The following is a 24,451-nucleotide window of genomic DNA, read 5'->3' as shown; positions in this document are numbered from 1 at the left end:
ATTTTATGGCTCGTAGTGGCAGGGAATCAGGTTTCAGAAACAGCTTTAGCGTCTCATTACTGACACTGGCGATACACGCCCTCTTCCACCCCGCCCTGGCGGCGGAGGAGATATCGCAGGATATGGTGGTCAGCGCCACGACTGACGAAACCAGTGACAGCGGTAAGCAGAATTACGCGGTGCAGACCACCCGCGCGGGCACCAAATTAATGCTGACACCGCGAGATGTGCCTCAGTCACTCAGCGTGGTGACGCAGCAGCGAATGCAGGATCAGGATCTGCAATCGGTTAATGATGTGCTGACCAACGCCACCGGTATCTCCACCAATCTTATCGACAGTGAACGCTCCGAGTACTATTCACGCGGCTTCAAAGTCAGCAACTTCACTTTCGATGGCATTCCGACCTCGGTTAACGATACATGGAATTACGGCGACGCGGCGTCCGACACGGCAATCTATGACCGTATTGAAATCGTGCGCGGTGCGACCGGCCTGATGACCGGAGCGGGCAGCCCTTCGGCCTCGATCAATATGGTGCGTAAACATGCTGACAGCAAAACCGCGACCGGCACGCTGAGTGCCAGCTATGGCAGCTGGAACAAGCAGCGCTACGTGGCGGATCTCTCTGCCCCGCTTAATAGCGATGGCAGCCTGCGCGGCCGTGTGGTGACCGGTTATACCGATCAGGAGAGCTGGCTGGATCGCTATCAAAAAACCAAAAAATTCATCTACGGCGTGATTGATGCGGACCTTACCGATAAGACGACGCTGTCACTGGGCTACGACTATGAAGATGACAACACCGGCAATCCAACCTGGGGCGGCCTGCCGATGTTTTACAGTAATAACGCCACGACACATTACGACCGCAGCCTGAATTCATCAGCTAACTGGGCGCGTTACAACACTAATTCGCGCAAAGTCTTTGCGGATATCGACCATAACTTCGATAACGGCTGGAATATTCATATTAATGGCACGCACGCCGAGAATACCTTCAGCGATAAGCTGCTCTATGTGATGGGCAATCCCGATCAGGAGAACGGTGAAGGCACTACCGGTTATGGCAGTATGGATCGCGGCAAGCGTAAAATGGATTCAATCGATGGCTTTGCCAGCGGCCCGTTTGAACTACTGGGTCGTCAGCACCTGTTGATGGCCGGAGCAAGCTACAGCCGCCAGCATAATGCCGCTTACAGTCAGGATGGATTCAGCGATGCGGAGGCGGGTGAAATCACTGCCGCCGATATGGGGATTTTCAATAATAGCTGGACCGGTAACTTAGCGGAGCCGGAGTGGCAGGGCTGGTATCTCAACGCTGATGACACTGTTCGTCAGAAATCGGTCTATAGCGCTGCACGTCTGTCGCTGGCCGATCCGCTGTCGCTGATTATTGGCGCTCGCTATACCCAGTGGAGCACCCATGGCAGCAGCGGAGAGATGACTAAAAATAACACCACGCCTTATGCAGGGCTGGTGTATGACATTAATGACACCTGGTCCGCCTATGGCAGCTACACCGCCATTTTCCTGCCGCAGACTTATCGCGATACTCACGGCAGTTACCTCTCACCGGTGACCGGTAAAAGTTACGAGACCGGTCTGAAATCCGCCTGGAACGATGGCCTGCTGACCGCCAGCGTGGCGATTTTCCGCATCGAGCAGGATAACGTCGGACAGGCGATTGATGGCGTTTATCTGAGCGGCAATGAGCAGGCCTATGACGCCGCCAAAGGTGCAGTGAGTAAGGGTGCCGAGTTCGAGCTGAATGGCGCGCTGACCGATAATCTGCAGCTGACCTTTGGCGCAACCCGCTATGTGGCTCGCGATAAAAGTGGCCGGTTCAACAGCTATCAGCCGCAAACCTCATTCAAGCTTTTCACCCGTTATCAGCTGGACGCAATCCCCGAGCTCACCGTTGGTGGCGGAATTAACTGGCAGAACCGGGTGTTTAAAGATGTGACCAATGCCAGCGGCGACAGCGTACGGGTATATCAGGGCAGCTACCCGCTGGCCTCGTTGTTTGCCCGCTATCAGGTGAATAAGCAGGTTGCCGTACAGGCCAACGTCGATAATCTCTTCGACCGTGAATATTACAGCTATATGAACAGCTACGTTTACGGTGAGCCACGTAACGTAAATGTCAGCGTGTCTTATCAGTTCTGATAATGGTGAGCTGAGAGGCCAGACAGCCCGCGATTGCGGGCTGTTTAGTGTGCTGATTTAACAGGCATGATGCGTGTCAGGGCTGTCCTTCCATATTCCAGCGCGCTGATCCCATCACATCGAAAACATGCTGGTCGGTGAAAGCCGGAAATCTGGCGCGTTTTGCCGCCACTTTGAGCGCGTTGCAATAATCTTTATCGCCCCCTTTGATAATAAAATTATCCAGGGTGCCATCAATTTTGAAATCCAGATGGGCATTACAGCGTTTCCCCTTCCAGGCGTGCGGCTCTGATAGTGCAGCATCCAGCGCTTTTTTAATGCCAGATGCCTGCTGACCATAGATATCGTTGTCCCCGACTTTTCCTGAACGTTTATAGTTGCAGGTTTCGAGTGCGCTTTTTTTAATGCATTCGTGTGGAGTGAGAGGCGCACAACCGGCTAACAGGGCACAGCAGAAAATGGGAATGATCTTTTTCATGGATAAGTCCTTTTAGGTGAAAAGGGGACGGCGTCCTGCTCCCTGGTTATTCTGATATCAGGCTAAGCTAAACCCCTGCAAAGTGAATCAACACAGGGTTATTTTCCCGTTTTTTTTCGCCAGAAGAGAGAGAAAGCAATCGCTGTTAATACGCCAATCAGGGGCATCGTGGCCGCGCCCGCCAGAAAGTTGTGCTGGTCGATGCGTTTGTCCCTGCGGATATCCGCGAAGCGTGCGAGTGCCTGTTTTTCATCTGAGGCACGAACTTCCTCGAACTGTTTTTTATAACCCTGCTCTGTCAGATCGAAAGCTCGTGTTACGTCCGATCTTTCAAGTGCAACAGTGTATTTGCCTTTGGTATAGAACCTGTATTCTGACATTCAGCGATCTCACATCCCGGAGGATAGATTTGCACTATATCGGGTATGAATGGGTTTGCAGAACGCTTTTGGAAAATAGTGCGGCACAATACAGGCTCCAGCCTCCCTGCTGAGTTAACCGCATCTCCTTTTCCAGCAAACTGCATGCAGTATTGCGGTAATATTTCCCGTGATGACCGTGGCTGTTAACTCTCTTCGGTTATCACTTCAAGCCCCAGATTCTCCCGCAGCGTGGCAAACTCATACTCATCGCGAAACAGTCCGCGACGGCGCAGTTCCGGGATCACCAGCTCCACAAACAGATCCAGCTGTTCCGGCATAATGGCTGGCATGATGTTAAAGCCGTCCGCGCCGCCCTGCTCCAGCCACTGCTGGAAGTCGTCGGCGATATCTTCAGCGGTACCGACAATCACGCGGTGTCCGCGTGAACCGGCGGCGACGGCGGCCAGCTCACGCAGCGTCAGATTCTCGCGCTTTGCCATATCGGTCATCAGCTTAACGCGGCTCTGATTACCTTCGCCCAGCGGAACCTCCGGTACCGGGCCATCCAGTGGATATTGGCTGAGATCCATACTGAACCGCAGTGAGAGCTGACGAAGCCCGTTCTCAATATCCACCAGCGTATTCAGCTTTTTCCACAACGCCTTCGCCTCCTCACGCGTGCGGCCAATAATCGGCATGACACCGGGCATGATCACAACATGATCCGGGTTACGCCCGGCGGCAATGACCTGCTCCTTTTGAGTGCGATAGAACGCTTGCGCTTCCTCCAGACTGGCGGAGGCGGTAAAGATCACTTCCGCTGTCTCAGCCGCCAGCTTCTGACCATCAGCAGAAGAACCTGCTTCGATAATCACCGGACGTCCCTGTGGTGAACGCGTGATGTTCAGGGGGCCTTGTACCTGAAAATGCTCGCCCTGATGGTTGATCGGCTTGATCTTCTCATCAACAAAATAGTCCCCGGTCGCTTTGTCGGGCTGTACTGCCCCCGCTTCCCAGCCCTGCCACAATTTGTCTGCCACCTCAAGGAACTCCCGCGCACGGGCATAGCGGGAAGCGTGGTCGGGCATATCGCTGCGGCTGAAGTTACGTGCAACGTCAGTGGAAAACGAGGTCACGACGTTCCACGCGGCCCGGCCACGGCTGATGTGATCCAGTGACGAGAAACTGCGCGCCAGCGTAAAGGGATCGCTGAAGGTGGTAGAGGCGGTTGCGGCCAGGCCAATACGTCTGGTGTTGACCGCCAGCGCCGCCAGCATCGTCAGCGGTTCAAGGCGTGCCATGGTCGACGGCAGACGATACATGCTGGTTGCCAGTGCATCACCCACAAAGAACAGGTCGAACTTACCCGCTTCGGCTTTTTTAGCCAGCGTGATCAGCCAGTCGATATCAGTGGGATCGCCCAGCTGTTCCGTCAGACGCCAGCCGCTCACGTGCTGACCCACCGGTTGAACAAACAGGCCGAGCCGCAGGCGACGTGATGGAGTGAAATGATTCATGAACGATTCCTGGTCTGTAAGGTGAAAAGGCGCGCCACAGCGCGCGCTTAAAAAAGGGTGTCCGTCGCCAGCAGCGCCTGTTCCAGCGCGCGGGCGGAGACGCTAAACGGCAGCCGTTCTGCGCAGGCCTGGGGGAATTTAATCTGCTGCGCGATGTTGCGCAGCGCGCTATGGCGATCGCCGCGTAACACCGGCAGCTTCAGCGGCATATCGTAGTGTCGCAGCAGCGCAAGGAGTTCCGCATCCGCGACGCCGTCATGTTCCATCAGCGACTGCACCAGCAGGCTGAAGCCGACTTTCTCACCGTGCAGCCAGTGATGCAGCTCCGGCAGGTGCGTCAGTCGATTGTGAATGGCGTGCGCAAAGCCCGGCGTCGGCAGCAGGTCGCGCACACTGTTCGCCAGTCCGGCGAGCACGATAGTGGCATCAATGACTCTGACCAGTTCAGGCGTGACCCGCTGCTGCTGGCAGGCCAGGATCGCGGCGTCTCCCTGCTGCCGGAAAGTGTCAAGCGCCTGCCGCGCGGTCATCACCTTAAGATCCAAAGCCAGATCATCAGGGTTGTGCTGCTGGTAAGGCCGGAATTCATAATATTTGGCCAGCGCATCCACAATACCCGCTTTCAGGTAGCGCACGTCGCTCCGGGCGATTACTTCACTGTCCACCAGCACCAGCTCCGGCATTTTCCCCAGCGGCTGGCTGCGCAGATGGCCGCCTTGCTCGTTATAGATGATGGCAATCGGTGACCAGGCCGCGCAGGTTGCCGCCTGGGTCGCAAAGTTAACCAGCGTGACCGTCGGCAACTGGCTGGCAGCGGCTTTAGCCGCATCCAGCACGCGTCCACCCCCAATCGCCAGCAGCAGTTCTGCGCCCTGCTGTGCGATATGATGTTTTAAGCTGGCGATGGCCTGTTCGGTACATTCGCCCTCTAAATAGTCGAGCTGCCAGCGGATGCCATTTTCTTCAAGACTCTGGCTTAATTCCGGATTAACCGCCTGCCACGCCTGAGGAGAGGTAAAAATACGAATATGGGTGGCATAGGGTTTAATAAACTGACCGGCGCGGATGCGCAGGCCCGCCTCATGCGCATAGGCTCGCGGAGATGTAATGGCTAACACAGCAGCATCCTGATTATATCAAATAGAAAAAGACTTTTATTACAATGAGTTAATAGTGTCTCATGGAATTTAATTTCTTTTCTGAATACTACGACAAATAACAATTTAAGCAATCAATAACCGGCCATTTCATATTCACAAATCCGCATTAGGTTAGTTATTTTTCACACATAGCGACCCGGCTTTTACTGTTAATCTCTCATTCTGGCTGAATGAATTAACTGCCTGCCTGGCAGTTTTCCGGGAAATATTATGCAACTCGATTTTCGTCAGGTCAGAGAAGATGAGGTAGATGTTTATCTGGCACTGATGCATGCCGCCTATGCACCCGTTAAAGCACTGGGCATTAAATTTGATGCCGCCACGGCTGACCGCGCTACAGCATTACGCCATCTGCAGAATCATGGTGTGTATGCGCTCTACATGCGTAACCAGATGGTTTCATCAGTGACCGTTCGCTATCCCTGGGGGCCGCTGCCCGGCCCGTTTGGGCTGCCGCATATCGGCTGGTTTGGCGCGCATCCCGACTATCCCGGCCACCATTTTGGTCGCCAGGTTCAGGATCGGTTAGAGCAGGAAATCCTGATCGATCAGTTGCATGCCCCTGCGGTCTCGCTGGGCACCGCCACCCATCACCCCTGGCTGAAAGAGATGTATCTGAAACGTGGCTTCCAGCCGATGCATACCCGCGATCTCGGTAAAGGTCACATCACCCTCTATATGAAAAAAGTACTGGACCCGGCGGCACATGATGCCTGGCTGAGCCGCCAGACAGCAGCAGAAGGAAACCCGCTATGAGCAGCGATAATCCCGCATCACTGGGCGAACAGCCGATCGCGTTTCGCCACGAACTACACCATTTTCCGGAGCGACCGCAATGAACCTAAGCGTAATGCTGGCTGAACATATCCTTTATAGTCAGCCGGATGAGTCAGCGCACCAGCACGCGCGTGAAGGTGTGCGGGACTTCCTGGCGGTGAGCTGGCCGGTGTTACAGGGCGAGGTGCCGGATAGCGGCTTACCGGCACTGCGCACAATCTACCGCGACGGCAGCGTGCGCTCGCAGGCGCTGCTGCTGGGCTATGCCGGACATGCGCTGGACTACGATGATTTTCATGCCGATTTTCGCGGTCACCCCAGCGTAGTGATCCTGCCCGCCCTGCTCGCCTGGCAGCAATATCAGCCAAAGCGCCTGAACCGTTTTCTGGATGCTTACGTCACAGGTGTGGAAATGGCTGGTCGTCTGGGACTGGCTGTCAGCCAGCAACATTACGCGCTGGGCTATCACAACACGGCAACGCTGGGCACCCTGGCAGCGGCGGCGGCACTGGCGCGTTTGCTGGCGCTGGAGAGTGATGCAACCGCGACCCTGCTGGGGATCGCTGCCACCCAGGCCAGCGGGCTACGCGCACAGTTTGGTTCGGCGGTGAAACCACTGCACGCTGGTTTTGCCGCAGAACGTGCGGTGTCAGCGGCTCTGCTGACACTGGCCGGAATAGAGGGCCGTCAGGCGGGTGTGATTGAGGCTTTTCTGGCAGCCAGCAGTTCGGGTCAGGCGCAGCCGGAGAAATTGCTGGAAAACTGGGGCCGCCCCTGGCGGATTAGCGCGCCCGGACTGGAGTTCAAACCTTTCCCAACCTGCGCGGGTACCCACAGCGCAGCGGAAGCGGCACAAATGCTGCGCCAGCAGTGGCTGGCAGCCGGCAAACCTCTTGATGCGCTGCTGAGCCAGATTGTCGATATCACCGTCGCCTTCCCGCCAGGCGGTGACATCGCCGCTTCCATATCCGTTCCGAAGCACGGCATTGAAGCGCGTTTCAGCCTGGAATATGTGATTGCTGCGATGCTGATCTACGGCGATCTGCGTTTGCAGGATTTCGCCGAAGGCGATCTCAATCATCAGATTATGCCACTGGCCGCCCGCGTCCGTCGTACTCCCGATAACAGCGCGCCGCCCGATGCGATTAATCCCGCCCTGCGCTTCCATGACGTCACGCTGACGCTGAGTGATAGCACAAAGCTGCATCAGCGCCGCACGCGCCAGCAGTCACTGGCAGAGAGTGTGGATGTAAACAGGAAACTGCTGCTGGCGCTGCAGGCGTCGTCGCCCGGTCTGCTGGCAGCCAGTGAGCTGCGTTCAACGGCAGATTTGCAGGCGCTGGGGCGCGCAATGCTGAGCGCCCTGTAACCGACTCATAACGGGGGAATAAAGGCCTGCACCGGCGTGACTTCCCCGGCAAATTTACGCACCTGTACCACCGTAATCTGCCCGCTACATCCCTGCGCCAGAGATGACGTCCCGATATCCAGCGTCAGCACATTGGGATTACCGTGACGACAAAGCGGACGGGCGGCAGTGGCGTCGACCGGATCGTACCAGGCACCGGTTGGCAGCTGTACCACGCCAGGCATAACCGTGTCGGTGAGACGTGCGCTGGCGAGCACATGGCCGCGATCGTTATAAAGCTCAATGATGTCGCCATCCGCGATAGCCCGGGCTGCCGCATCCTCGCTGTTGAGGCTACAGACTTCGCGCCCGCCACGCTTGCCACTCTGACTGAAATCACCAAAATCGAGCTGACTGTGCAGGCGCGTCGCGGGCTGATTAGCAATCAGCCAGAATGGGTAGTCGGCGCTGGGTTTTTGCTGGGGTTCACGCCATACCGGATGGCCGGGACAGTTGTCATAACCAAAGCTGGCGATAGTGGCGGAGAAGATCTCAATTTTGCCGCCTGCTGTGGGCAGCGGTGCAGCATCAGGGTCAGCGCGAAACGCATTGATCATCCGTCCACCATCCTTCACCTGCGGCAACTCAAGGATGCCCTGCTGCCAGAACTGATTAAAATCCGGTGTCTGCACCTGATGCGCCGCCAGTTTTTTCTGTAGCTGATGGTAAAGATGCTGCAACCAGCCTCGCGCATCGCGCCCTTCGCTAAACGCTTCTTCCCGGCCAAGTTGCCGGGCCAGCTCACGGAAAATCGTGTAATCGTCCCTGGCTTCGGCGTAAGGCTGTGCCACTGGTTGCATGGCGATTAAATGGCGATCGGTCGGCGCACCGCCGATATCCTCACGCTCCAGGGTCATGGTGGCGGGCAGGACGATATCAGCATGACGCGCACTGGCGGTCCAGACGCTCTCATGCACGATGAACGTATCCAGCAGGCAAAATGCCTGACGCAGCCGGGCCAGATCCTGATGGTGGTGAAACGGATTGCCGCCCGCCCAGTAAGCCAGCCGGATATGAGGATAAGTAAGCTGACGGCCATTGTAGTCAAACCTGGTGCCGGGATTGAGCAGCATATCGGCAATACGTGCTACCGGAATAAAGCGGTCGATACCATTTTTACCCTGCGGCAGGGACGGAAAGCTGACCAGATTGTGATGTTTGCCATAATGGCCCAGCGCACCCAGTGCATAGGTATAGCCGCCGCCGGGCAGCCCGGGCTGTCCGAGTGCCGCCGCCAGCACCAGGCCAAGCCACACCGGTTGTTCGCCATGCTCGGCGCGTTGTAAGGCATGGGCGACCGTAACCAGTACGCGCTTGCCGTGCAGCTGTCGGGCGAACTGCCTGATCAGGTCGCTGCTGACGCCACAGATCGCGGCTGCCCACGGCGCGTCACGCACCACGCCATCCTCTTCACCCCGGATGTAGGCCACCATCTGAGGCCAGCCGACACAGTAGCGCGCCAGAAATGCCTCATCGGTTAACCCTTCGGTGATTAATACCGCCAGCAGGCCGAGTATAAACGCCGCATCCGTTCCGGGTCGCAGCGCCAGCCACTCACCCTGTGCTTCCTCTGGCAAATCGCTTTTCAGTGGGCTTACCGAGATAAAACGGGTGCCGCGCTGTGCCGCACGCTGCATAAATCCGCGCTCGGTATGCTCACTCAGGCCGCCGCTGGCCACCTGGGCATTTTTCAGCGCCAGCCCGCCAAACGCCAGCACCACCTCGCTGTGACCGGCAATCTCTTCCCAGCTCACGCCACGCCGGGCGACTTCATTCATGTCGCCCACAATATGCGGCAGCAAAACCGATGCCGCGCCGGAGCTGTAGCTGTTAACTGAGCGAACATAGCCGCCCAGCGTGGTGTTCAGGAAACGGTGCACCTGACTTTGGGCGTGATGGAAACGGCCTGCGCTTGACCATCCGTAAGATCCGCCAAAAATCCCCGCCGGGCCGTAAGCCTCACCGACCCGCTTAAGCTCCAGTGCAACCCGATGACTGGCTTCCTCCCAGCTAACCGCGACATATTCATCTGCCCCACGACGCCGATCCGGGCCAGGCCCGTTTTCCAGCCAGCCACGCCGTATCATCGGCCGTGCGACGCGTGCCGGGTGATTAAGTGAATGACGGAAGTTTTGCAACAGCGGACTGGGGTCGGGATCGCCCCCGAACGGCTCAATAAGCAGTTGATCGCCGCTGCGCTCAGCGTGAAAAGCGCCCCAGTGGGCGCTGTGCATTACCGGTTTTTGCGTCATCCTGCTTCCTGGTTATCACAAAAGAAACGGTGCTCAGAGCACCGTTGCGATAAAGTTTCTGACGCGTCCGTTGTCCGGATCGTCGAGTACCTGCTGCGTCGGGCCAGCCGCCACAATTTTGCCGCTCTCCATAAAGACGATGTTATCGGCGACCTCGCGGGCAAATCCGATTTCATGGGTGACAACCACCATGGTGATACCGGAATGCGCCAGCTGTTTAATGACCTGCAGCACTTCACCCACCAGTTCCGGGTCAAGCGCCGAGGTCGGTTCATCAAACAACATAACGCCAGGATCCATCGCCAGTGCGCGGGCAATCGCAACGCGCTGCTGCTGACCACCGGAAAGGTTTTGCGGCCACTCATCTTCGCGACCAGACAGCCCCACCTGTTTCAGCAGCGCCAGTGCTTTGCTGGTCGCCTGATGGCGGCTCTGCTTTTTCACCCGCATCGGCGCATCCGTGATGTTCTGCAACACGGTACGGTGCGGGAACAGGTTGAATTGCTGAAACACCATGCCGATTTCCGCCCGCTGGCGTGCAATGGCACTGCTGTTGAGTTCGTGCAGCGCCTGGCCTTTTTGTCGGTATCCCACCATCTGGCCGCCGATACGGATGGTGCCACCATCCAGCTTCTCAAGGTGATTAATGCAGCGCAGCAGCGTGGATTTACCGGAGCCGGATGGCCCCAGAATCACCGTGACCGACCCGGCAGGTATATCCAGGTTAACGTCGTCGAGGATGGTTACGCCAGAGAAGCGCTTAGTGACCTTGCGCAGTGCAATTGCTTCAGCCATTGCTCACACTCCTTTGGGTTTTCGGCAGCGAAAAGCGCGGCAACGACGGCCAGAGGCTGCGCTTTTCACGTCGCGTGACACCGCGGCCAAAATAACGCTCCACGTAATACTGGCCCACCGACAGCACTGAGGTCATCAGCAGATACCACAGGGTGGCGACCAGCAGCAGCGGGATCACTTCATAGGTGCGCTGATAGATAATCTGCGCCGAAAACAGCACATCCTGCAGAGAAATCACTGACACCACTGCCGTGGTTTTCAACTGGCCAATGATCTCGTTACCCGCTGGCGGCATAATGGCGCGCATCGCCTGCGGTAAAACGGTATGACGGAAAATCTGAGCCGGGCGATATCCAAGCGCGCGTGCCGCTTCAATCTGCCCATTACCCACGCTCTGGATACCCGCGCGCACAATTTCTGCGGCATAGGCGGACTGATGCATGACCAGCGCGATCACTGCCGCACTAAACGGGCTGACCAGCGCGTTGGATTGTGCACTCCAGATCTCACCTAAACCGGGAATCGACAACGCTATTCTGGGATAGAGCGCCGCGATGTTGTACCAGAGAAACAGCTGCACCAGCATCGGCACACCACGGAAAAACCAGGTGTAGGCCCAGCTCACCGCAACCAGAACCGGGTTTGATGAGAGACGCATCAGCGCCAGCACCGTGCCGAAGGCAAAGCCCAGCACCACTGAAATGGCGGTGAGCTGCAGCGTCATTAACACCCCCTGCAGAATGGAGGGCGCAGTGAAGTTGTCTGCGATGATCCCCCACTCAAAGCGCGGATTGTTAATCATCGAATGTGCCATCGCCACCACGCACAACAGCACCACCAGCGCACTCAGCCAGCGTCCGTAGTAGCGTTTACTGACGATTTTCAGATCGTCAGTGTGGTTCTGAATCTCACTCATTTAAAAATCTCTTCGTTGCGTCGGGCTTCGGTCACAGCACCAAATCCGATTCCCCAGTTATCGAGGATTTTCCGGTAGCTGCCATCTTTGATTAATGAGTTCAGCGCGGCCTGCACGGCAGGTTCAAGCGGAGAGGCTTTTGGGAAAGCGACAGAGACCGGTGCATCGTTAACGGTGATTTCGCCGCTCATGGTCAGCGGTTTGATTACCTTAACCTGCCACAGCAGCCCCTCATAGGGACCCAGGAACAGCGGTACGCGCCCGCTGACCACCGCCTGCACGCCAGCCGGACGATCCGGGAATATCGCTACCTTGATGGGCTGCTTACCTGCGGCCTCACAGGCTTTACTGGCTTCTTCCAGCCGCGTAACCTGGGTGGTACCGGAACCGGCGCCGACCTCTTTGCCGCAGACGTCACTGAGTGATTTAAACGGGGCGATACTGGCGTCTTTTCGGGAAATAATTCCCAGCAGGCTGGCGTTGTAGTAGCCGACAAAGTCGATCTGTTTCAGGCGGGTCGGTGTGGCATTTATGTTCGACAGCGCCACATCGTAACGTCCGGTTTTCAGACCGGGAATGATGTTGTCGAAGCCGCCCGTGTCGCGCCACTCTACCGCGATACCCAGACGTTCACCCACCGCATTCATGATGTCGATTTCGCGACCGGCCAGCGTCTTATTATCTTCTTTATAAAAGGTAGTTGGCGGCGTATTCGGGTTTGTTCCTGCCACAATGTAGCCACGCTTGAGGATATCCGCAGGAATCAGCGTTTTCAGCGCCGGATCGGCTTTAACATGTATGCTGCTGTCAGCAGGCACTGAGGGTTCTGCCGCAAAGCTGACGGATGCGTTGAGCACGAGTGTGAAAAGGGTCATTCTTTTTATCAATTTCACCGGAACCTTTCTCCTGATATTTAAAATGTTCCCCCAGAGGGAAAAGCGATCGTGACCTGTTGTCAGCGCTGAAAGAAAGCCAGATAAGCGGCGGGCTCCAGAGCTTTTATCATTCTCGTAACGTTCTGTTGTCATTCTCAGTGAAGACCGGCGGCGATCACAAATGCTAAAACCGGGAATATTTTGCTGGAATATGGCAATGGCGCGCGTTGCGAGGCTGTTGAACAGGCGCTGGCATCCTGTGACCGAAGAGATGAGCAGTTTGGTAAGGATTGGCGAGGCGAGAAAACGTCATACTGCGGTTAATTAATTGGCACAGCCAGGCTCTGATGATTAATAAAAATATAATTTCATTGATAAGTATTTATTGAAAAATCATCCCTCTGCGCCTGACCGATTCTTTTATCCGGGACTTATTTGATCAAAATCAATAACTATTTATTCAGGTAATGTAAAGACTGCAGCAGGCACGGGAAACATAATTTTAATCAAAATTATCAATACATTACGCGAAGTAAATCAAAGATTAGCAGGCAGATAGTTTCCCTTGAGAATAATGAAAGCCTCATTAATCAGATCATTGAGTAAGCATAAATAATATTAAAGCTTCGTCTGGCACTGACGATAAGAAGATCATCTTTGAATTATTTAACAGCCTCTTCTCTGCTTCTGATATCTCACTAAAGGTGAACCTTATGGGCCTTGCTCAACGCATCTCCGATATTAAAATTGGGAAAAAACTGGGCGTCGGTTTTATCGTCGTCATTGCTGCCTCCCTCGCCATTACTTTTATCGCTTTCGATTGTTTTCGCAGTATTAAAGACAATTCCGCCCGGCGCACGATTACCGTGGAGATGGTAAACACGTTAAGCAAGGCACGCCTTAACCGCACCCTCTACCAGTACACCAAAGATCCCAAATTTGCCACGCAGAACGTTCAGGCCCTGAAGGAGTTAGATGCCCTTTATAAACGGCTGGATGGATTCAAATGGGATGAGATGGGCCAGCAGAAAGTCGCGCTGATGGGGCAGTTACTTAACGATTATCAGAATCAGCGCCAGACATTCGTGACGGCTGCGCAGGCGACAAGCAGCGCCTTTGATGCCATTAAACCGGGTGCCCTGATTGCGCTTGCGCATCAGTTTGAATCACTCGATATGGCTCTGACACCCGATGCGGCGCTGCCGGTCATGCACCTGGCCGCAGCGCTGTTTGATGCGGCCAATGTTGAAAAAGCGTTTCTCGATAAGCCGTCTGAGGCCAGCAGAGAGGCGATTCTTGAAGAATACACCGCTATCAACACCCTGAGCGAGCAACTGGATATTTTCGCCCAGCCGAATATTAATGACGTAACGCGAAATGTGCTCAGCACTCTGACGCAGCAACGCCAGGCTTTAACGCGCTATGTCGATGCGACAGAGAAAGAAAAGAGCGAATCGGCGGGCCTGACCACCACCGCAGAGCGGCTCAATGCGGTGGTCTCCGATACCTTTGCCTATCAGTCCCAGCTATCCTCTGAATTTATCAAACAGGCGGAGTGGCGCATTGCTTTTGCCGCGCTGATTTGTGTGGTGCTGAGTCTGCTGATTGCCTGGCGGATCACCCGCAACATTACGCTGCCATTGAAAGAGACGCTGAACGCAGCGCAACGTATTGCCAGCGGTGATTTAACAACCTCACTGAAAACCACACGTGGTGATGAGTTAGGTCAGCTGATGCAGGCGGTAGATGCAATGAACATCAGCCTGCAGAACATCATCACCAACGTGCGTGATGGCGTCAGCAGCGTGGCGCGTGCCTCGGCGGAAATCGCGGCAGGTAATACCGATCTTTCATCCCGCACAGAACAGCAGTCTGCCGCAGTGGTTCAGACCGCGGCCAGCATGGAAGAGCTCTCTTCAACGGTGAAACAGAATGCGGAGAACGCTCACCATGCGAGTCAGCTGGCGACAGACGCGTCAGTGAATGCCGGACGTGGTGGCGAGATTATCCGTGACGTTATCGAAACCATGAACAACATCAGCCAGAGTTCGGGCAAAATCGGCGAGATCATTCACGTCATCAACAGCATCTCTTTCCAGACCAATATTCTGGCCCTTAACGCCGCCGTCGAAGCGGCACGAGCCGGAGAGCAGGGTCGCGGATTTGCGGTGGTTGCCGGTGAAGTCAGAAATCTGGCCCAGCGCAGTTCACTGGCCGCCAAAGAGATTGAAACGCTGATACGCGAGTCACTTGATCGGGTTCATGATGGTTCTGAGTTTGTGGAACGCGCCGGTACCACCATGGATGACATCGTCCGCTCTGTCAGTCAGGTTAAAGATATTATGGGTGAAATTGCTGCCGCCTCTGACGAGCAAAACCGCGGCATTTCTCAGATCGCCACGGCAATGGCCGAGATGGATACCACGACGCAACAGAACGCCGCGCTGGTTGAAGAGTCCTCCGCCGCAGCCAGCTCACTGGAATCTCAGGCTGATGAACTGGAAAAAACAGTGGCCGTATTCCGTCTCTCTCCCGGACAAAGCAGCGTCAGCCGGGGCGCACCTGCCCTGTCGCCGCGTTTAGTGCCCGCAGTGCCCGTTAATGCATCAGCAGACTCAAGCTGGGAAAGCTTTTAACGGTTAGCGAAGCGTTAATTCTGTCTGACCGTAAATAGAGCCAGCCTTAATTGATTGAGGCTGGCTGAAATAACAGCCCTCTTCAGACAAATAAGTGATCTGATTAATCAGAAGATAATAAGCCGTAGCGGTTAACGCGGGAATGACATGGTCAGGCGAGCATCCGGAAACTGAGGGAAGGTCATATTTCGGCCACGACAGCTGAAACAAGCTGGCTCGTGCCTGATGATTCCGGTTTATATCCCGGCTGGCTTTGAAATGAGGGTAGATAAGAATCGCGATCGGTCTGTACAGAAAGCGATGGAGAGAGAGTTGTCGTCCCTGACAGCTTCTCCGGCCGGTATACGCTTTCGCGCAACCGATGAGGTCATCCGCTTCGTCGTTTTCCGGCCGGAGCCGGACTACGTCCATTGGCATCAGTTCCGTTACTGCTAGTTCAGCTCTTCGTTCAGGCTTGCAAGCGTCTGCAGGTACGGCACCTGCTGTTGAGCAATCGCCGGTGACTCAAAACTACTCAGCCAGCTTCTGGCTTCGGCGATTTTCGTCAGCCGATCCGCGTTGCTTTCAGATTTCGCCATATAACCCAGTTGGGTAAAGAGTGTTGCGATACTGATTTCTTTTTCACCCAGGGCAAGGCTAAGTGCCGCTTCGTCAATAATGACGTGGCCTTTCTCGTCGTTTTGAAATAACACAGAAAATCCTCCATTAGATACGAATTGATGACAACCTCACCAGAGACTGTAGTCGTAAAAGAGAGAACTGCCCGAATTTATCACTAAAAATCGCGCAACTTGCTGAACAAATGTTCTTAATGTTTTTTTTCCGGATTGTTCTGTTTGTCTCTGCCGCCCTTCCTGTCAGACTTGCTTTTAAATTCACGATGGGATGTCACCATGAAACTTTCCATTCTCCTTACGCTGCTGGCTGCGACGGTCTGTTCCGTTTTTGCTGCCCATGGCAAATTTGAAACGCAGCAGGCTGGCCAGTCACTCTTCACGCAAAGCGGGGAAACGATCAGCGAAGAATAATGGCTGCGCGCGGCATCGTCAGTGACTGGCCAATCGGTTATGATCCGTTGCCACTTACCTGCCGGTTACCCGATGTCTGCCATTATCGATACGTTTATCGCCCCGCCCTGCTTTGATGAGATAACCCTCCTCTTTCAGGACGACCATCTGCTGGTGATCAATAAACCCAGCGGTTTGCTGAGCCTGTCAGGCAAAAATCCGCAAAACCTCGATTCGGTGCATCATCGGCTGGTGAAGCTTTTTCCTGGCTGCACGCTGGTTCATCGGCTCGATTTTGGCACCTCCGGGCTGATGGTCGTCGCACGCAGCAAAACGATTAATGCGGCACTCTGCCAGCAATTCAGCCAGCGCAGCGTGCGTAAAACTTATCAGTCGCTGCTGTGCGGGCACCTTGCCGATGACGAAGGCGTTATTGATGCCGCGATAGCGAAAGATCCGGCGCAGTTTCCCCGGATGGTGATTTGCCCGATCCAGGGGAAACCTGCGCGCTCACGCTACCGGGTCATAGAACGCGGTTATTATCAGGAAAAAAAGGGAAAGGGATTGCCGGTCACGCGGGTCGAACTGATGCCGGAAACCGGGCGCACCCATCAGCTGCGCATTCACTGTCAGCAGCTGGGGCACCCGATTCTGGGCTGTGATCTCTACGGCGGGCTTTTGCTGCCTGGCGCAGATCAGGCAGAGAGACTGATGTTGCACGCCAGCGGATTGACGTTTGTTCACCCTGTCAGCGGCAGCACGCTGCAACTCTCTGCCGACAGCCCGTTCTGAATGCGTCAGCGCGCTGTTACCACATCAAATCATCAGGCACTTTGAAATCAGCATAAGGATCATCTTCGTCCTGTGCTTCTTCGCTTAATGCACTGTTTAATACGATGGCACTGGCATCACGCTGCGCAATTTTATCCGCTACGCTGGCCGGGATGATAGCGTACTGGCTCTCGCCATTATTGTCAGCCGCCAGGCGGGCAATGGCGAGACGCCCATTGATCAGCTGAGTCTGCGTCAGTTTATCCACCATAATCTTTTTGATCAGGTTATTGTCGGTGAAATTGAAGCTGATGTTGCCTCTTGCCACGTCAATTTTGTTCATTTCGATCAGCTGTTTGACCTGCGCTTTGTACTCCTTAGACAGCACAGCCAGCTTCTGCTGCTCGTTCAGCTGCTTATCCCGCTCAAGCTGCGCTTTTTTGTTATCTTCCACCGCCGCTCTGGCTTCGCGTGCCTGAACCCTGGATTTCTTCGCTGTCCGCTGAACCTTGTCCATTTTTTTGCTGGATACTAATCCCGCTTTCAGCATCTGCTCTTGCAAGGTGAGTTTTGTCATTGTCGTCTCTGAACCTGTGAAATAATGTCCGGGATTATACCTGTAATCATCCGGGCTGTACCAGGTTGCCGCACCTGCCACGCCCGCGATTGCGGGCAGCCTCTCAACACTGTGCTAACATCCCCCGGTCAAAATCACCTTATTGAGCACCATGTCAGAGCTAACAAAACGTAAAAATGACCCTGAAGGGCTGAAAAAACGCATCATCGCAGGCGCACTGAAAACCTTCGCGGAGTTTGGTATGCAGGGTGCCAGGCTGGAGCAGATTGCTGAGCATGCGCAAACCACTAAACGCATGGTGGTCTATCACTTTGGCAGTAAAGAGCAGCTTTATATCCACGTGCTGGAGCAGGTTTATCAGCAGATACGTCAGCATGAAACCGGCCTGAACCTGGCGGCGATGGAGCCGGAACTGGCCATGACCCGCCTGGTGGAAGCCAGTTTTGATTACCATGTCGAGCATCCCGATTTTATCCGGCTGGTCTGCAGTGAGAACCTGTTGCGCGGGCGCTACATCACCCAGTCGCCGCAGATTAAAGCCCTTAATCGCAGCGCGCTGGATCTGCTGGATGACATTCTGGCACGCGGTCAGCAACAGGGTGTGTTCACTGCCGATGTGCAGACCATCGATGTCCATCGCCTGATCAGCAGTATCTGCGTTCATCACGTCTCAAACCGCTACACCTTCAACGCCCTTTTCAGCCCGGACAACAGCGAAGCAGAGAGTATCCGCCGCAATCGTCAGCTGGCTGTAACCGCAACGTTACGCTATATCCGCAAATAATTGCCCGCAGGCCGGGCTGCGCTTAGCCATAGTCTACGCTTACTGATACTTGTCACTAAAATGCAATAATAAGGAATGCTGTTGTGAGCAGAGATGCACGCCTCTATCCGCTTCGCCAGACCCATGTTGAACCCGATGATGATGCGCTGTGGAACTGGGCGCAGAACGCGCAAATCGGCAGCCGTCACCAGGTTCAGCGTCCCGCCAGTGAAGCGGAATTACAGAGAGTTATCCGGGAGTCACACGGCCAGATTCGGGTGATCGGCAGCAAGCTGTCGCCTGGTCGTATGCTGCATGTCAGTGATGACGATGTGCTGCTCGATCTCAGCGCACTGAGCGGCCAGCTTGCCAGTGATGAACAGAGCGTGACCTTTGGTGGCGCGACCCCGCTTGAGCAGGTCTATCGCAGCCTGACCGAAATGAACCGCATGCTGGCTTCATCGCCAGGCGTGATTGCGATTCAGACGCTGGCGGGCGCGATGGCGACCGGAACGCACGGCCAGGGATTGCAGCAGAGTTCGATTGCCGACGAAGCGCTGGCCATCCGGATGGTGCTGGCCGATGGCAGCGTGCGCGAATTTGTTCGTGGCGACGCTGACTTCCCGGCAGCGCAGGTCTCACTGGGCGCACTAGGCATTGTTACCGCGGTAACCCTGCGTACCCAGCCGTTTAGCATCTTCACCTGCCACAAATATGCCGTCTCTGCCGATACCCTTGAAGAGGATCTGCTGCGCTGGAACAACGACTATCCGCTGAGCAAAGCCTGGTGGTTTGTCGATGACAACCTGATGCACGTCTGGAACGCCCATGAGGCGAGTGACGAAGAGCGTCAGCGCTACGAAGCGCAGGGTCGTCAGGTGGTGGAACATGAGGGCGATGTTGACGAAAGCCTCAACGACACCATCGACCAGACGCTGGCGCATATGCACCGCGATACGCAGATTGAGGGCAAAGGGGGAAAACAGTTTCGCACCGTCACCCGTTTTCGTGATTTCACCGATGTTACCGGTGACATTTACCAGCTCTTCTGCCGCGGCATTGCGGTGCCGCAGATCAATGTGGAAATCGGCGTGCCGCTGGCAAAAACCCCGGCCATCATTCGCCGCATCAAGCAGTGGTATGCCGAGAATCGTCCGCATATGCACTACCCGATTATCCTGCGCTGCACCGGTGCATCATCGGCCTGGCTCAGTCCGGCCGCTGACCAGCCAACCTGCTTTTTCGGCTTCGTTGTCTATTACGCCGACGATGGTTCGCTGTCACAGGAAGGACTGCACTTCCTGACGGAAGTGGAAAAACTGCTGGCCGAAGAGGGCGGACGCCCGCACTGGGGCAAATATTACGATGAAGAACGCTACAACTGGCGTGAGATCTATCCGCAGTGGGACGCCTTCCGCGCCCTGCGCAGCCAGCTCGACCCAAATGGCCGACTGGGTAACGACTACATCACGCCACTTTTTGACTGATTGAGGAAAGCTATGTTTGCCTGGGTAACGCTGTTAACTCAACCCGATTATCTGGTGGGCGTGAAAGCGCTGCACCGTTCGCTGCAACAGAGCCAGAGCCAGTGGCCGCTGGTGGTGATGACCACGCCGGCGATTTCAGCGTCTGACTGTCAGATTTTGCAGGATGAGGGCTGTGTGATTAAACCGGTCGACCCCCTCTATCCGCGCGACGATCTGGATCAGCACTACGCATCGGCGCAGTTCGGCGAAGTCTGGACCAAGCTGCGCGCCTGGCAGCTAACCGATTATGAGCGCGTCGTGTTTCTGGATGCCGATATGCTGGTCCTTAAAAATATGGATGAGCTTTTTACCCTGGATCTGGGCGATAACCCGCTCGCCGCCTGTCACGCCTGCCGCTGTAATCCCAACCAGATTGCCTCTTATCCGGCAGAGTGGCAGCCTGAGCAGTGCCACTATACCTGGCAGGCGCGCGGTGAAAAGGCGCCAGAGAGTGTGGATCTGTACCTGAACGGCGGTTTTCTGGTGCTGAAGCCCGATAATGCGATGTTCGACGCACTGGAAAAGCGTATTGCCGCCATTGATGATCTCAGTAACTATCCCTTCTCCGAGCAGGATCTGCTGAACGAAGTGTTTGCCGATCGCTGGAAGCCGCTCTCTTACATCTACAATGCCTTGAAAACGCTGCCGTTTCAGCACAGCGGTCTCTGGCACGATGAAGAGGTGAAGAACCTGCACTATATTCTGGCAAAACCGTGGAAACGCGATCTCAGCCAGCCCGAGAGTCAGCGCGATCGCTTTTATGCGCTGGATAAATTGTGGTGGGAAAAAAGCGGTCTGATCTGATTGGCTGTGGGCGGGAAGCCAACGTTTCCCGCCCTGCCCGCCAGTGTTAATCAACACATCGGCAATACCCTCTATCCCTCTGATTCTGCCCTATACCTCAATCCAGCGGCGTTGCACTGCTGAGTCAGCAATCGCTTCCAGTACCTTCTGAACCTGCAATCCCTCTGCAAAATCGGGCCACATGCGGTCGCCCGCTGCGATGCCGTTGATCAGGTCGCGAATCTCCACCGTTTTCTGATCGTTAAAACCGATGCCGTGTCCGGCAGAAACACAGAAATTTGCGTAATCAGGGTGCGCTGGTCCGGTCAGGATAGTTTTAAATCCCTGACGCCCGGCCGGTTCGTCATGCAGATAAAGCTCCAGCTCCGCCATGCGCTCCTGGGTGTAGCGCAGTGTGCCTTTGGTGCCGGTGACAACGTAAGTCAGTCCCATCTTTGCGCCACAGGCGATGCGTGAGGTTTCAATCACGCCGTGCGCACCGTTATGGAAGCGAAGCAGCGCACTGGCCTGATCTTCGTTCTCGACCGGTAACTGCCGCGCAGGCTCTTTCGGGTCAGGCCGTGAGGCGATCACCGTCATCATATCGCCGCTGACCTCAGCAATGTCACCCACCAGGTAGTGCGCCATATTAACGATATGCGCCGCCAGATCGCCCAGCGCACCGAGGCCTGCCAGCGCTTTCTGACAGTGCCAGTCGAGCGGCGTTTCCGGTCTGGCGAGATAATCCTCGTTATGGGTGCCGTAGAAATGCACCACGTCGCCTATCTCACCATTGGCAATGATCTCTTTCGCCAGCTGGCTGGTGGGGTTTTTCATATAGTTGAAGCCCACCAGCGTTTTAACCCCTGCCGCATCGGCTGCCTCCACCATCTCCTGCGCATCCGCCACGCTTAACGACAGCGGCTTTTCTGAATAGACGTGTTTGCCGTGGCGTATCGCCTCCAGCGCCATCTCTTTATGCAGGAAGTTGGGGGCGCAGATATCCACGACATCAATCGCCGGGTCGCTGACCAGCGCGCGCCAGTCACCCGTCGAGCGCGCGAAACCAAAGGTCGCCGCCTGACGGGCGGCGAGCTCCGGGTTCACTTCAGCCAGCATCTCCCGCACGATTTCGCCTTTCAGCGAAAATACGGTGGGCGCCTGCGCATAAGCAATCGCGTGGCAGCGTCCGATATAGCCGCTGCCAATCATGCCGATTCTGACTTTGTTCATTTCAACTCCAGAGATTCAGTTCAGGGTTGAAATGGAATCTACGTTTCGTTTTTATTGCTGACAAAGCCAGAATGGAGACTTTGTGACGCCCGTAAAAAACTATCCGGTTAAATCACGCGCCCGGCCGCCTGACAAGGGCTAGACAGCGCCATAACACCTCATAAACACCTCAGTTTTACACGTGCCGTTTTGCCGGATGAGTCAGCCGCACAGGCCGCTCTTTCAGTGCTTAAAACGCCATAGTGGCGACTATTTCAGCAGTCGCGCTAATTTATGAAAAAGAGCTTTGACATGGCCCGGCGTGGCCGTTACTATGCGCCCCGTTCAAACGATTCCTCTGTAGTTCAGTCGGTAGAACGGCGGACTGTTAATCCGTATGTCACTGGTTCGAGTCCAGTCAGAGGAGCCAAATTAGAAAAGCCTGCTTAGGAAACTAAGCGGGCTTTTTGCTTTTCATACTTCTGATAAAATTTTTGCGTCTTACTCAGTCTGTTTACTCTTCAAATTCCCCGTTCTTTTCGTTAGTGCCTGATACTTAGACATTCGGTGCCGCCCTCACTTAAAGGTTCATTTCTGACCCCTACATCTCATACTCTTTTTAACAAATGCATTAATAGTGACTTAAAGTGTCATAAATGACCTTTCATCGGCATATTTCGCATTCTGGCTGTAAGCTGAGAAGATGATGCCGGTAAATAGTTCAAAAATGACCATTTTAGTACTATAGTCGGACCATATCGTTTCAAAAACGTACTGAAATTGCAGAAAAGGTCAAAAATGAACCTTGATGAGATTAAATCTTCGTTGCTAAGCCTTTCTGAGTCAGATCGGCAAAAGGTATTGGCGGGGTTAGCTTTGAGTAGAGAAGTCACAACAGAAGCAATAAATGCGGACAAACCGGACACCCGATCGGAGCTGAGTGATCTGACGTTTCCGACACTGCCACAACTACTGGCCAATGAACTCAAACAACAAAACATCACCTATGAAGAGATGGCGATTCAGATTGGTGTATCACTCTCAACATTTAAACGACTGATTGCTAAACCATCTTCTGCAAAGGCAATAAATCTTCACGCCTTGCTTAAAGAACTGGGTATAAAAGTATGGCTCGAAAAATAGAGGTGTGGCTTTACAACACGCTGGCAGGAACGCTGAGTGAAGGGCAAAACGGTTATACTTTCTGCTACCTGCCCACTTATGCTGGTTGTGCGATATCTCTCAGCATGCCGGTAAGACCTGAGCCCTATTTAAGTGAAGAGCTACATCCCTTCTTTAAAGGTTTAGCGCCGGAAGGCTGGTTGCGAAAACGCTATTCTGAAATTCAAAAAATTGATGATAAAGATCTGTTCGGCTTACTGATGGAAAATGGTAACGATTTGCTTGGGGCTGTCGTCTTTAAAGAGATAACATCATGAATTCAGAACGCTGCCTGATCACATTAAAACGGCTTAAAGAATCTGAGCTAAAAACTGGCTACTCAACAAAAGGCATCCGGCATCTGCTGGGTAGTCTGAATGTGGCTCTTAGCCTGCCGTTTACGCGCAGTCAGTTTATTCAGGAACTCCCTGAACGTCAGAAAGGCATGAGCATTTCAGGCTATCAACCCAAACTTTCACTTCGCCTAACAAAGGGAGAACTGGTGGTCGTCAGCAATGATGGCACCTATATCCTGAAACCCTCTCCGGAAGAATACCCACACCTGGCAGAAAACGAGCATGCCACTATGTGCGTTATGCAGCGTCTGAAATTTGACGTCCCCCCATTCGGGCTGATGCCATTCAGACACGATGAAAATCGGCCAGAAGAACTGGCGTTTGTCATTAAAAGGTATGACCGGACAGCGTCAGATAATGCGAGATTACATCAGGAACAGCTGGATGGCGCGATGGGTCTCGGCGATAAATATGGCAGGATTGATAATCATAAAGCCATCAGTTATGAGAAAGCCGCTAAATTCCTGAATACCAGAGTGAACAGCAGCTTAAAGAGTAAACGTGACCTCTTTTTGCGCATCGTGTATGCCTATGTGCTGGGAAACAATGATTTTCATCTGCGCAATATCGGGATTATCCTGCCTCCGCAGGGTTCACCCTGGCTGGCCCCGGTTTATGACTTTATCAGCGTTGTGCCCTACCCTGCAGCGTTTGGAGAGTATTTAGCTTTGCCCCTGCTGGAACGTGAAGAAAATGATGCAGGAAACGCACCGGGGATGAATTCAGAGTACGGAGAATATCTGGGTGCAGACTTTATCCTGCTTGCCCAGGGTATGGATATTAATCCGACACTGGCACGAAAATGGCTTTCCGAGGTGGTGAGTCATCATCAGCTTATTATCGATACTTATAATGAAAGTCATATGCCTGAATCGCAGCGGGAAGCCGTACTTGACTACGTGGCCCGAAGGATCACGTTACTGGCAGTGACCGAAATTTAAATGATGCCAT

The 24,451-nt window shown here is 54.5% G+C and carries 23 protein-coding genes and 1 tRNA gene; 13 read left to right on the top strand and 11 right to left on the bottom strand.

All coding sequences use genetic code 11. From position 1 onward, the window contains the following. Positions 1 to 5: 5 nt before the first annotated feature. Positions 6 to 2,168 (top strand): ferric-rhodotorulic acid/ferric-coprogen receptor FhuE, encoded by a 2,163-nt coding sequence (gene fhuE, locus ACO6VX_RS02550; RefSeq protein ID WP_422457589.1) that lies wholly within the window; start codon positions 6 to 8, stop codon positions 2,166 to 2,168. 76 nt (positions 2,169 to 2,244) lie between these two features. Here fhuE and ACO6VX_RS02545 read toward each other — a convergent pair whose 3' ends face one another. The 4 genes from ACO6VX_RS02545 to ACO6VX_RS02530 form a co-directional block, all read right to left on the bottom strand. After that, complete coding sequence (locus tag ACO6VX_RS02545) at positions 2,245 to 2,646, bottom strand: cell envelope integrity TolA C-terminal domain-containing protein (protein WP_010670921.1); 402 nt, start codon at positions 2,644 to 2,646, stop codon at positions 2,245 to 2,247. Positions 2,647 to 2,744: 98 nt separating this feature from the next. Then, positions 2,745 to 3,026 carry a hypothetical protein gene (locus ACO6VX_RS02540; RefSeq protein WP_010247933.1) on the bottom strand — a complete coding sequence of 94 codons (282 nt, stop codon included), beginning with the start codon at positions 3,024 to 3,026 and terminating at the stop codon, positions 2,745 to 2,747. A gap of 185 nt (positions 3,027 to 3,211) precedes the next feature. Further along, positions 3,212 to 4,525, bottom strand: coding sequence for an LLM class flavin-dependent oxidoreductase (locus tag ACO6VX_RS02535; protein WP_154210393.1), 1,314 nt, complete (start codon positions 4,523 to 4,525; stop codon positions 3,212 to 3,214). A gap of 47 nt (positions 4,526 to 4,572) precedes the next feature. Then, on the bottom strand, positions 4,573 to 5,643 hold the full coding sequence (locus ACO6VX_RS02530) for an iron-containing alcohol dehydrogenase family protein (protein ID WP_089414028.1): 1,071 nt from the start codon (positions 5,641 to 5,643) through the stop codon (positions 4,573 to 4,575). A gap of 252 nt (positions 5,644 to 5,895) precedes the next feature. Here ACO6VX_RS02530 and ACO6VX_RS02525 point away from each other — a divergent pair, with 252 nt between their 5' ends. Both ACO6VX_RS02525 and ACO6VX_RS02520 read left to right on the top strand, forming a co-directional pair. Beyond that, positions 5,896 to 6,441 carry an N-acetyltransferase gene (locus ACO6VX_RS02525; protein WP_022624974.1) on the top strand — a complete coding sequence of 182 codons (546 nt, stop codon included), beginning with the start codon at positions 5,896 to 5,898 and terminating at the stop codon, positions 6,439 to 6,441. A gap of 79 nt (positions 6,442 to 6,520) precedes the next feature. Then, positions 6,521 to 7,831 carry an MmgE/PrpD family protein gene (locus ACO6VX_RS02520; RefSeq protein ID WP_422457587.1) on the top strand — a complete coding sequence of 437 codons (1,311 nt, stop codon included), beginning with the start codon at positions 6,521 to 6,523 and terminating at the stop codon, positions 7,829 to 7,831. A 5-nt stretch (positions 7,832 to 7,836) separates the two neighbouring features. Here ACO6VX_RS02520 and ACO6VX_RS02515 read toward each other — a convergent pair whose 3' ends face one another. The 4 genes from ACO6VX_RS02515 to ACO6VX_RS02500 are packed head-to-tail and all read right to left on the bottom strand — an operon-like array spanning position 7,837 to position 12,708. Continuing rightward, positions 7,837 to 10,122 carry a molybdopterin-dependent oxidoreductase gene (locus ACO6VX_RS02515; protein ID WP_422457586.1) on the bottom strand — a complete coding sequence of 762 codons (2,286 nt, stop codon included), beginning with the start codon at positions 10,120 to 10,122 and terminating at the stop codon, positions 7,837 to 7,839. Positions 10,123 to 10,155: 33 nt separating this feature from the next. Continuing rightward, complete coding sequence (locus ACO6VX_RS02510; protein WP_022624977.1) at positions 10,156 to 10,917, bottom strand: amino acid ABC transporter ATP-binding protein; 762 nt, start codon at positions 10,915 to 10,917, stop codon at positions 10,156 to 10,158. Beyond that, entirely contained in the window at positions 10,910 to 11,833 is a 924-nt protein-coding gene (locus tag ACO6VX_RS02505; protein ID WP_033767719.1) for an amino acid ABC transporter permease, read from the bottom strand. Before ACO6VX_RS02505 ends, ACO6VX_RS02510 begins: the two co-directional genes overlap by 8 nt. Continuing rightward, positions 11,830 to 12,708, bottom strand: coding sequence for an ABC transporter substrate-binding protein (locus ACO6VX_RS02500; protein WP_010247954.1), 879 nt, complete (start codon positions 12,706 to 12,708; stop codon positions 11,830 to 11,832). The genes ACO6VX_RS02505 and ACO6VX_RS02500 overlap by 4 nt, the downstream gene beginning before the upstream one ends. A 713-nt stretch (positions 12,709 to 13,421) precedes the next feature. Between ACO6VX_RS02500 and ACO6VX_RS02495 the strand changes: the two genes are divergently transcribed. Further along, a complete protein-coding gene (locus tag ACO6VX_RS02495) occupies positions 13,422 to 15,344 on the top strand; it encodes a methyl-accepting chemotaxis protein (protein WP_033767721.1) in 1,923 nt (640 codons plus the stop codon). A 431-nt stretch (positions 15,345 to 15,775) separates the two neighbouring features. Here ACO6VX_RS02495 and ACO6VX_RS02490 read toward each other — a convergent pair whose 3' ends face one another. Continuing rightward, a complete protein-coding gene (locus ACO6VX_RS02490) occupies positions 15,776 to 16,036 on the bottom strand; it encodes a hypothetical protein (protein WP_422457584.1) in 261 nt (86 codons plus the stop codon). A 201-nt stretch (positions 16,037 to 16,237) separates the two neighbouring features. Between ACO6VX_RS02490 and ACO6VX_RS02485 the strand changes: the two genes are divergently transcribed. Then, the gene (locus tag ACO6VX_RS02485; RefSeq protein WP_022624981.1) at positions 16,238 to 16,372 is read left to right on the top strand and encodes a hypothetical protein; all 135 of its coding nucleotides are present in this window, start codon (positions 16,238 to 16,240) and stop codon (positions 16,370 to 16,372) included. Between the two features lie 72 nt (positions 16,373 to 16,444). After that, complete coding sequence (locus ACO6VX_RS02480) at positions 16,445 to 17,143, top strand: RluA family pseudouridine synthase (RefSeq protein WP_124890097.1); 699 nt, start codon at positions 16,445 to 16,447, stop codon at positions 17,141 to 17,143. 16 nt (positions 17,144 to 17,159) lie between these two features. Here ACO6VX_RS02480 and ACO6VX_RS02475 read toward each other — a convergent pair whose 3' ends face one another. Beyond that, positions 17,160 to 17,699, bottom strand: coding sequence for a DUF2058 domain-containing protein (locus tag ACO6VX_RS02475; RefSeq protein ID WP_010247968.1), 540 nt, complete (start codon positions 17,697 to 17,699; stop codon positions 17,160 to 17,162). A 151-nt stretch (positions 17,700 to 17,850) separates the two neighbouring features. On the opposite strand from ACO6VX_RS02475, the gene ACO6VX_RS02470 reads away from it, so the two are divergent. The 3 genes from ACO6VX_RS02470 (at position 17,851) to ACO6VX_RS02460 (ending at position 20,792) form a co-directional block, all read left to right on the top strand. Then, positions 17,851 to 18,483 (top strand): TetR family transcriptional regulator, encoded by a 633-nt coding sequence (locus tag ACO6VX_RS02470; RefSeq protein WP_010247970.1) that lies wholly within the window; start codon positions 17,851 to 17,853, stop codon positions 18,481 to 18,483. A gap of 83 nt (positions 18,484 to 18,566) precedes the next feature. Further along, the gene (locus ACO6VX_RS02465; protein ID WP_422457582.1) at positions 18,567 to 19,949 is read left to right on the top strand and encodes a D-arabinono-1,4-lactone oxidase; all 1,383 of its coding nucleotides are present in this window, start codon (positions 18,567 to 18,569) and stop codon (positions 19,947 to 19,949) included. 12 nt (positions 19,950 to 19,961) lie between these two features. Then, positions 19,962 to 20,792 carry a glycosyltransferase family 8 protein gene (locus ACO6VX_RS02460; RefSeq protein ID WP_422457581.1) on the top strand — a complete coding sequence of 277 codons (831 nt, stop codon included), beginning with the start codon at positions 19,962 to 19,964 and terminating at the stop codon, positions 20,790 to 20,792. Between the two features lie 90 nt (positions 20,793 to 20,882). Here the strand turns inward: ACO6VX_RS02460 and ACO6VX_RS02455 are convergent, their stop codons facing one another. Next, complete coding sequence (locus tag ACO6VX_RS02455; RefSeq protein ID WP_422457580.1) at positions 20,883 to 22,004, bottom strand: Gfo/Idh/MocA family protein; 1,122 nt, start codon at positions 22,002 to 22,004, stop codon at positions 20,883 to 20,885. 333 nt (positions 22,005 to 22,337) lie between these two features. On the opposite strand from ACO6VX_RS02455, the gene ACO6VX_RS02450 reads away from it, so the two are divergent. From ACO6VX_RS02450 to ACO6VX_RS02435, 4 genes are all read left to right on the top strand, one after another. After that, a tRNA-Asn gene (locus tag ACO6VX_RS02450) sits at positions 22,338 to 22,413 on the top strand. A gap of 368 nt (positions 22,414 to 22,781) precedes the next feature. Next, positions 22,782 to 23,126: a helix-turn-helix domain-containing protein gene (locus ACO6VX_RS02445; protein WP_010247978.1), complete on the top strand. Its 345-nt coding sequence runs from the start codon at positions 22,782 to 22,784 to the stop codon at positions 23,124 to 23,126. Continuing rightward, positions 23,111 to 23,422, top strand: a complete 312-nt coding sequence (locus tag ACO6VX_RS02440; protein WP_010670935.1) for a HipA N-terminal domain-containing protein — start codon at positions 23,111 to 23,113, stop codon at positions 23,420 to 23,422. The genes ACO6VX_RS02445 and ACO6VX_RS02440 overlap by 16 nt, the downstream gene beginning before the upstream one ends. Further along, the gene (locus tag ACO6VX_RS02435) at positions 23,419 to 24,441 is read left to right on the top strand and encodes a type II toxin-antitoxin system HipA family toxin (protein WP_422457578.1); all 1,023 of its coding nucleotides are present in this window, start codon (positions 23,419 to 23,421) and stop codon (positions 24,439 to 24,441) included. The genes ACO6VX_RS02440 and ACO6VX_RS02435 overlap by 4 nt, the downstream gene beginning before the upstream one ends. The last annotated feature ends 10 nt before the right edge of the window (positions 24,442 to 24,451 follow it).

Source organism: Pantoea sp. BJFS-204, assembly GCF_049310725.1.
Classification (GTDB): Bacteria; Pseudomonadota; Gammaproteobacteria; order Enterobacterales; family Enterobacteriaceae; genus Pantoea; species Pantoea agglomerans.
This window is presented reverse-complemented; position numbering and strand designations above follow the sequence as displayed.

Bases quoted from the DNA above. Each gene is read 5' to 3' on its own strand.
- ACO6VX_RS02435 (WP_422457578.1), top strand. From the start codon at position 23,419: ATGAATTCAGAACGCTGCCTGATCACATTAAAACGGCTTAAAGAATCT.
- ACO6VX_RS02535 (WP_154210393.1), bottom strand. From the start codon at position 4,525: ATGAATCATTTCACTCCATCACGTCGCCTGCGGCTCGGCCTGTTTGTT.
- ACO6VX_RS02485 (WP_022624981.1), top strand. From the start codon at position 16,238: ATGAAACTTTCCATTCTCCTTACGCTGCTGGCTGCGACGGTCTGTTCC.
- ACO6VX_RS02525 (WP_022624974.1), top strand. From the start codon at position 5,896: ATGCAACTCGATTTTCGTCAGGTCAGAGAAGATGAGGTAGATGTTTAT.
- fhuE (WP_422457589.1), top strand. From the start codon at position 6: ATGGCTCGTAGTGGCAGGGAATCAGGTTTCAGAAACAGCTTTAGCGTC.
- ACO6VX_RS02440 (WP_010670935.1), top strand. From the start codon at position 23,111: ATGGCTCGAAAAATAGAGGTGTGGCTTTACAACACGCTGGCAGGAACG.
- ACO6VX_RS02475 (WP_010247968.1), bottom strand. From the start codon at position 17,699: ATGACAAAACTCACCTTGCAAGAGCAGATGCTGAAAGCGGGATTAGTA.
- ACO6VX_RS02515 (WP_422457586.1), bottom strand. From the start codon at position 10,122: ATGACGCAAAAACCGGTAATGCACAGCGCCCACTGGGGCGCTTTTCAC.
- ACO6VX_RS02455 (WP_422457580.1), bottom strand. From the start codon at position 22,004: ATGAACAAAGTCAGAATCGGCATGATTGGCAGCGGCTATATCGGACGC.
- ACO6VX_RS02470 (WP_010247970.1), top strand. From the start codon at position 17,851: ATGTCAGAGCTAACAAAACGTAAAAATGACCCTGAAGGGCTGAAAAAA.
- ACO6VX_RS02545 (WP_010670921.1), bottom strand. From the start codon at position 2,646: ATGAAAAAGATCATTCCCATTTTCTGCTGTGCCCTGTTAGCCGGTTGT.
- ACO6VX_RS02520 (WP_422457587.1), top strand. From the start codon at position 6,521: ATGAACCTAAGCGTAATGCTGGCTGAACATATCCTTTATAGTCAGCCG.
- ACO6VX_RS02495 (WP_033767721.1), top strand. From the start codon at position 13,422: ATGGGCCTTGCTCAACGCATCTCCGATATTAAAATTGGGAAAAAACTG.
- ACO6VX_RS02540 (WP_010247933.1), bottom strand. From the start codon at position 3,026: ATGTCAGAATACAGGTTCTATACCAAAGGCAAATACACTGTTGCACTT.
- ACO6VX_RS02445 (WP_010247978.1), top strand. From the start codon at position 22,782: ATGAACCTTGATGAGATTAAATCTTCGTTGCTAAGCCTTTCTGAGTCA.
- ACO6VX_RS02505 (WP_033767719.1), bottom strand. From the start codon at position 11,833: ATGAGTGAGATTCAGAACCACACTGACGATCTGAAAATCGTCAGTAAA.
- ACO6VX_RS02510 (WP_022624977.1), bottom strand. From the start codon at position 10,917: ATGGCTGAAGCAATTGCACTGCGCAAGGTCACTAAGCGCTTCTCTGGC.
- ACO6VX_RS02500 (WP_010247954.1), bottom strand. From the start codon at position 12,708: ATGACCCTTTTCACACTCGTGCTCAACGCATCCGTCAGCTTTGCGGCA.
- ACO6VX_RS02460 (WP_422457581.1), top strand. From the start codon at position 19,962: ATGTTTGCCTGGGTAACGCTGTTAACTCAACCCGATTATCTGGTGGGC.
- ACO6VX_RS02480 (WP_124890097.1), top strand. From the start codon at position 16,445: ATGTCTGCCATTATCGATACGTTTATCGCCCCGCCCTGCTTTGATGAG.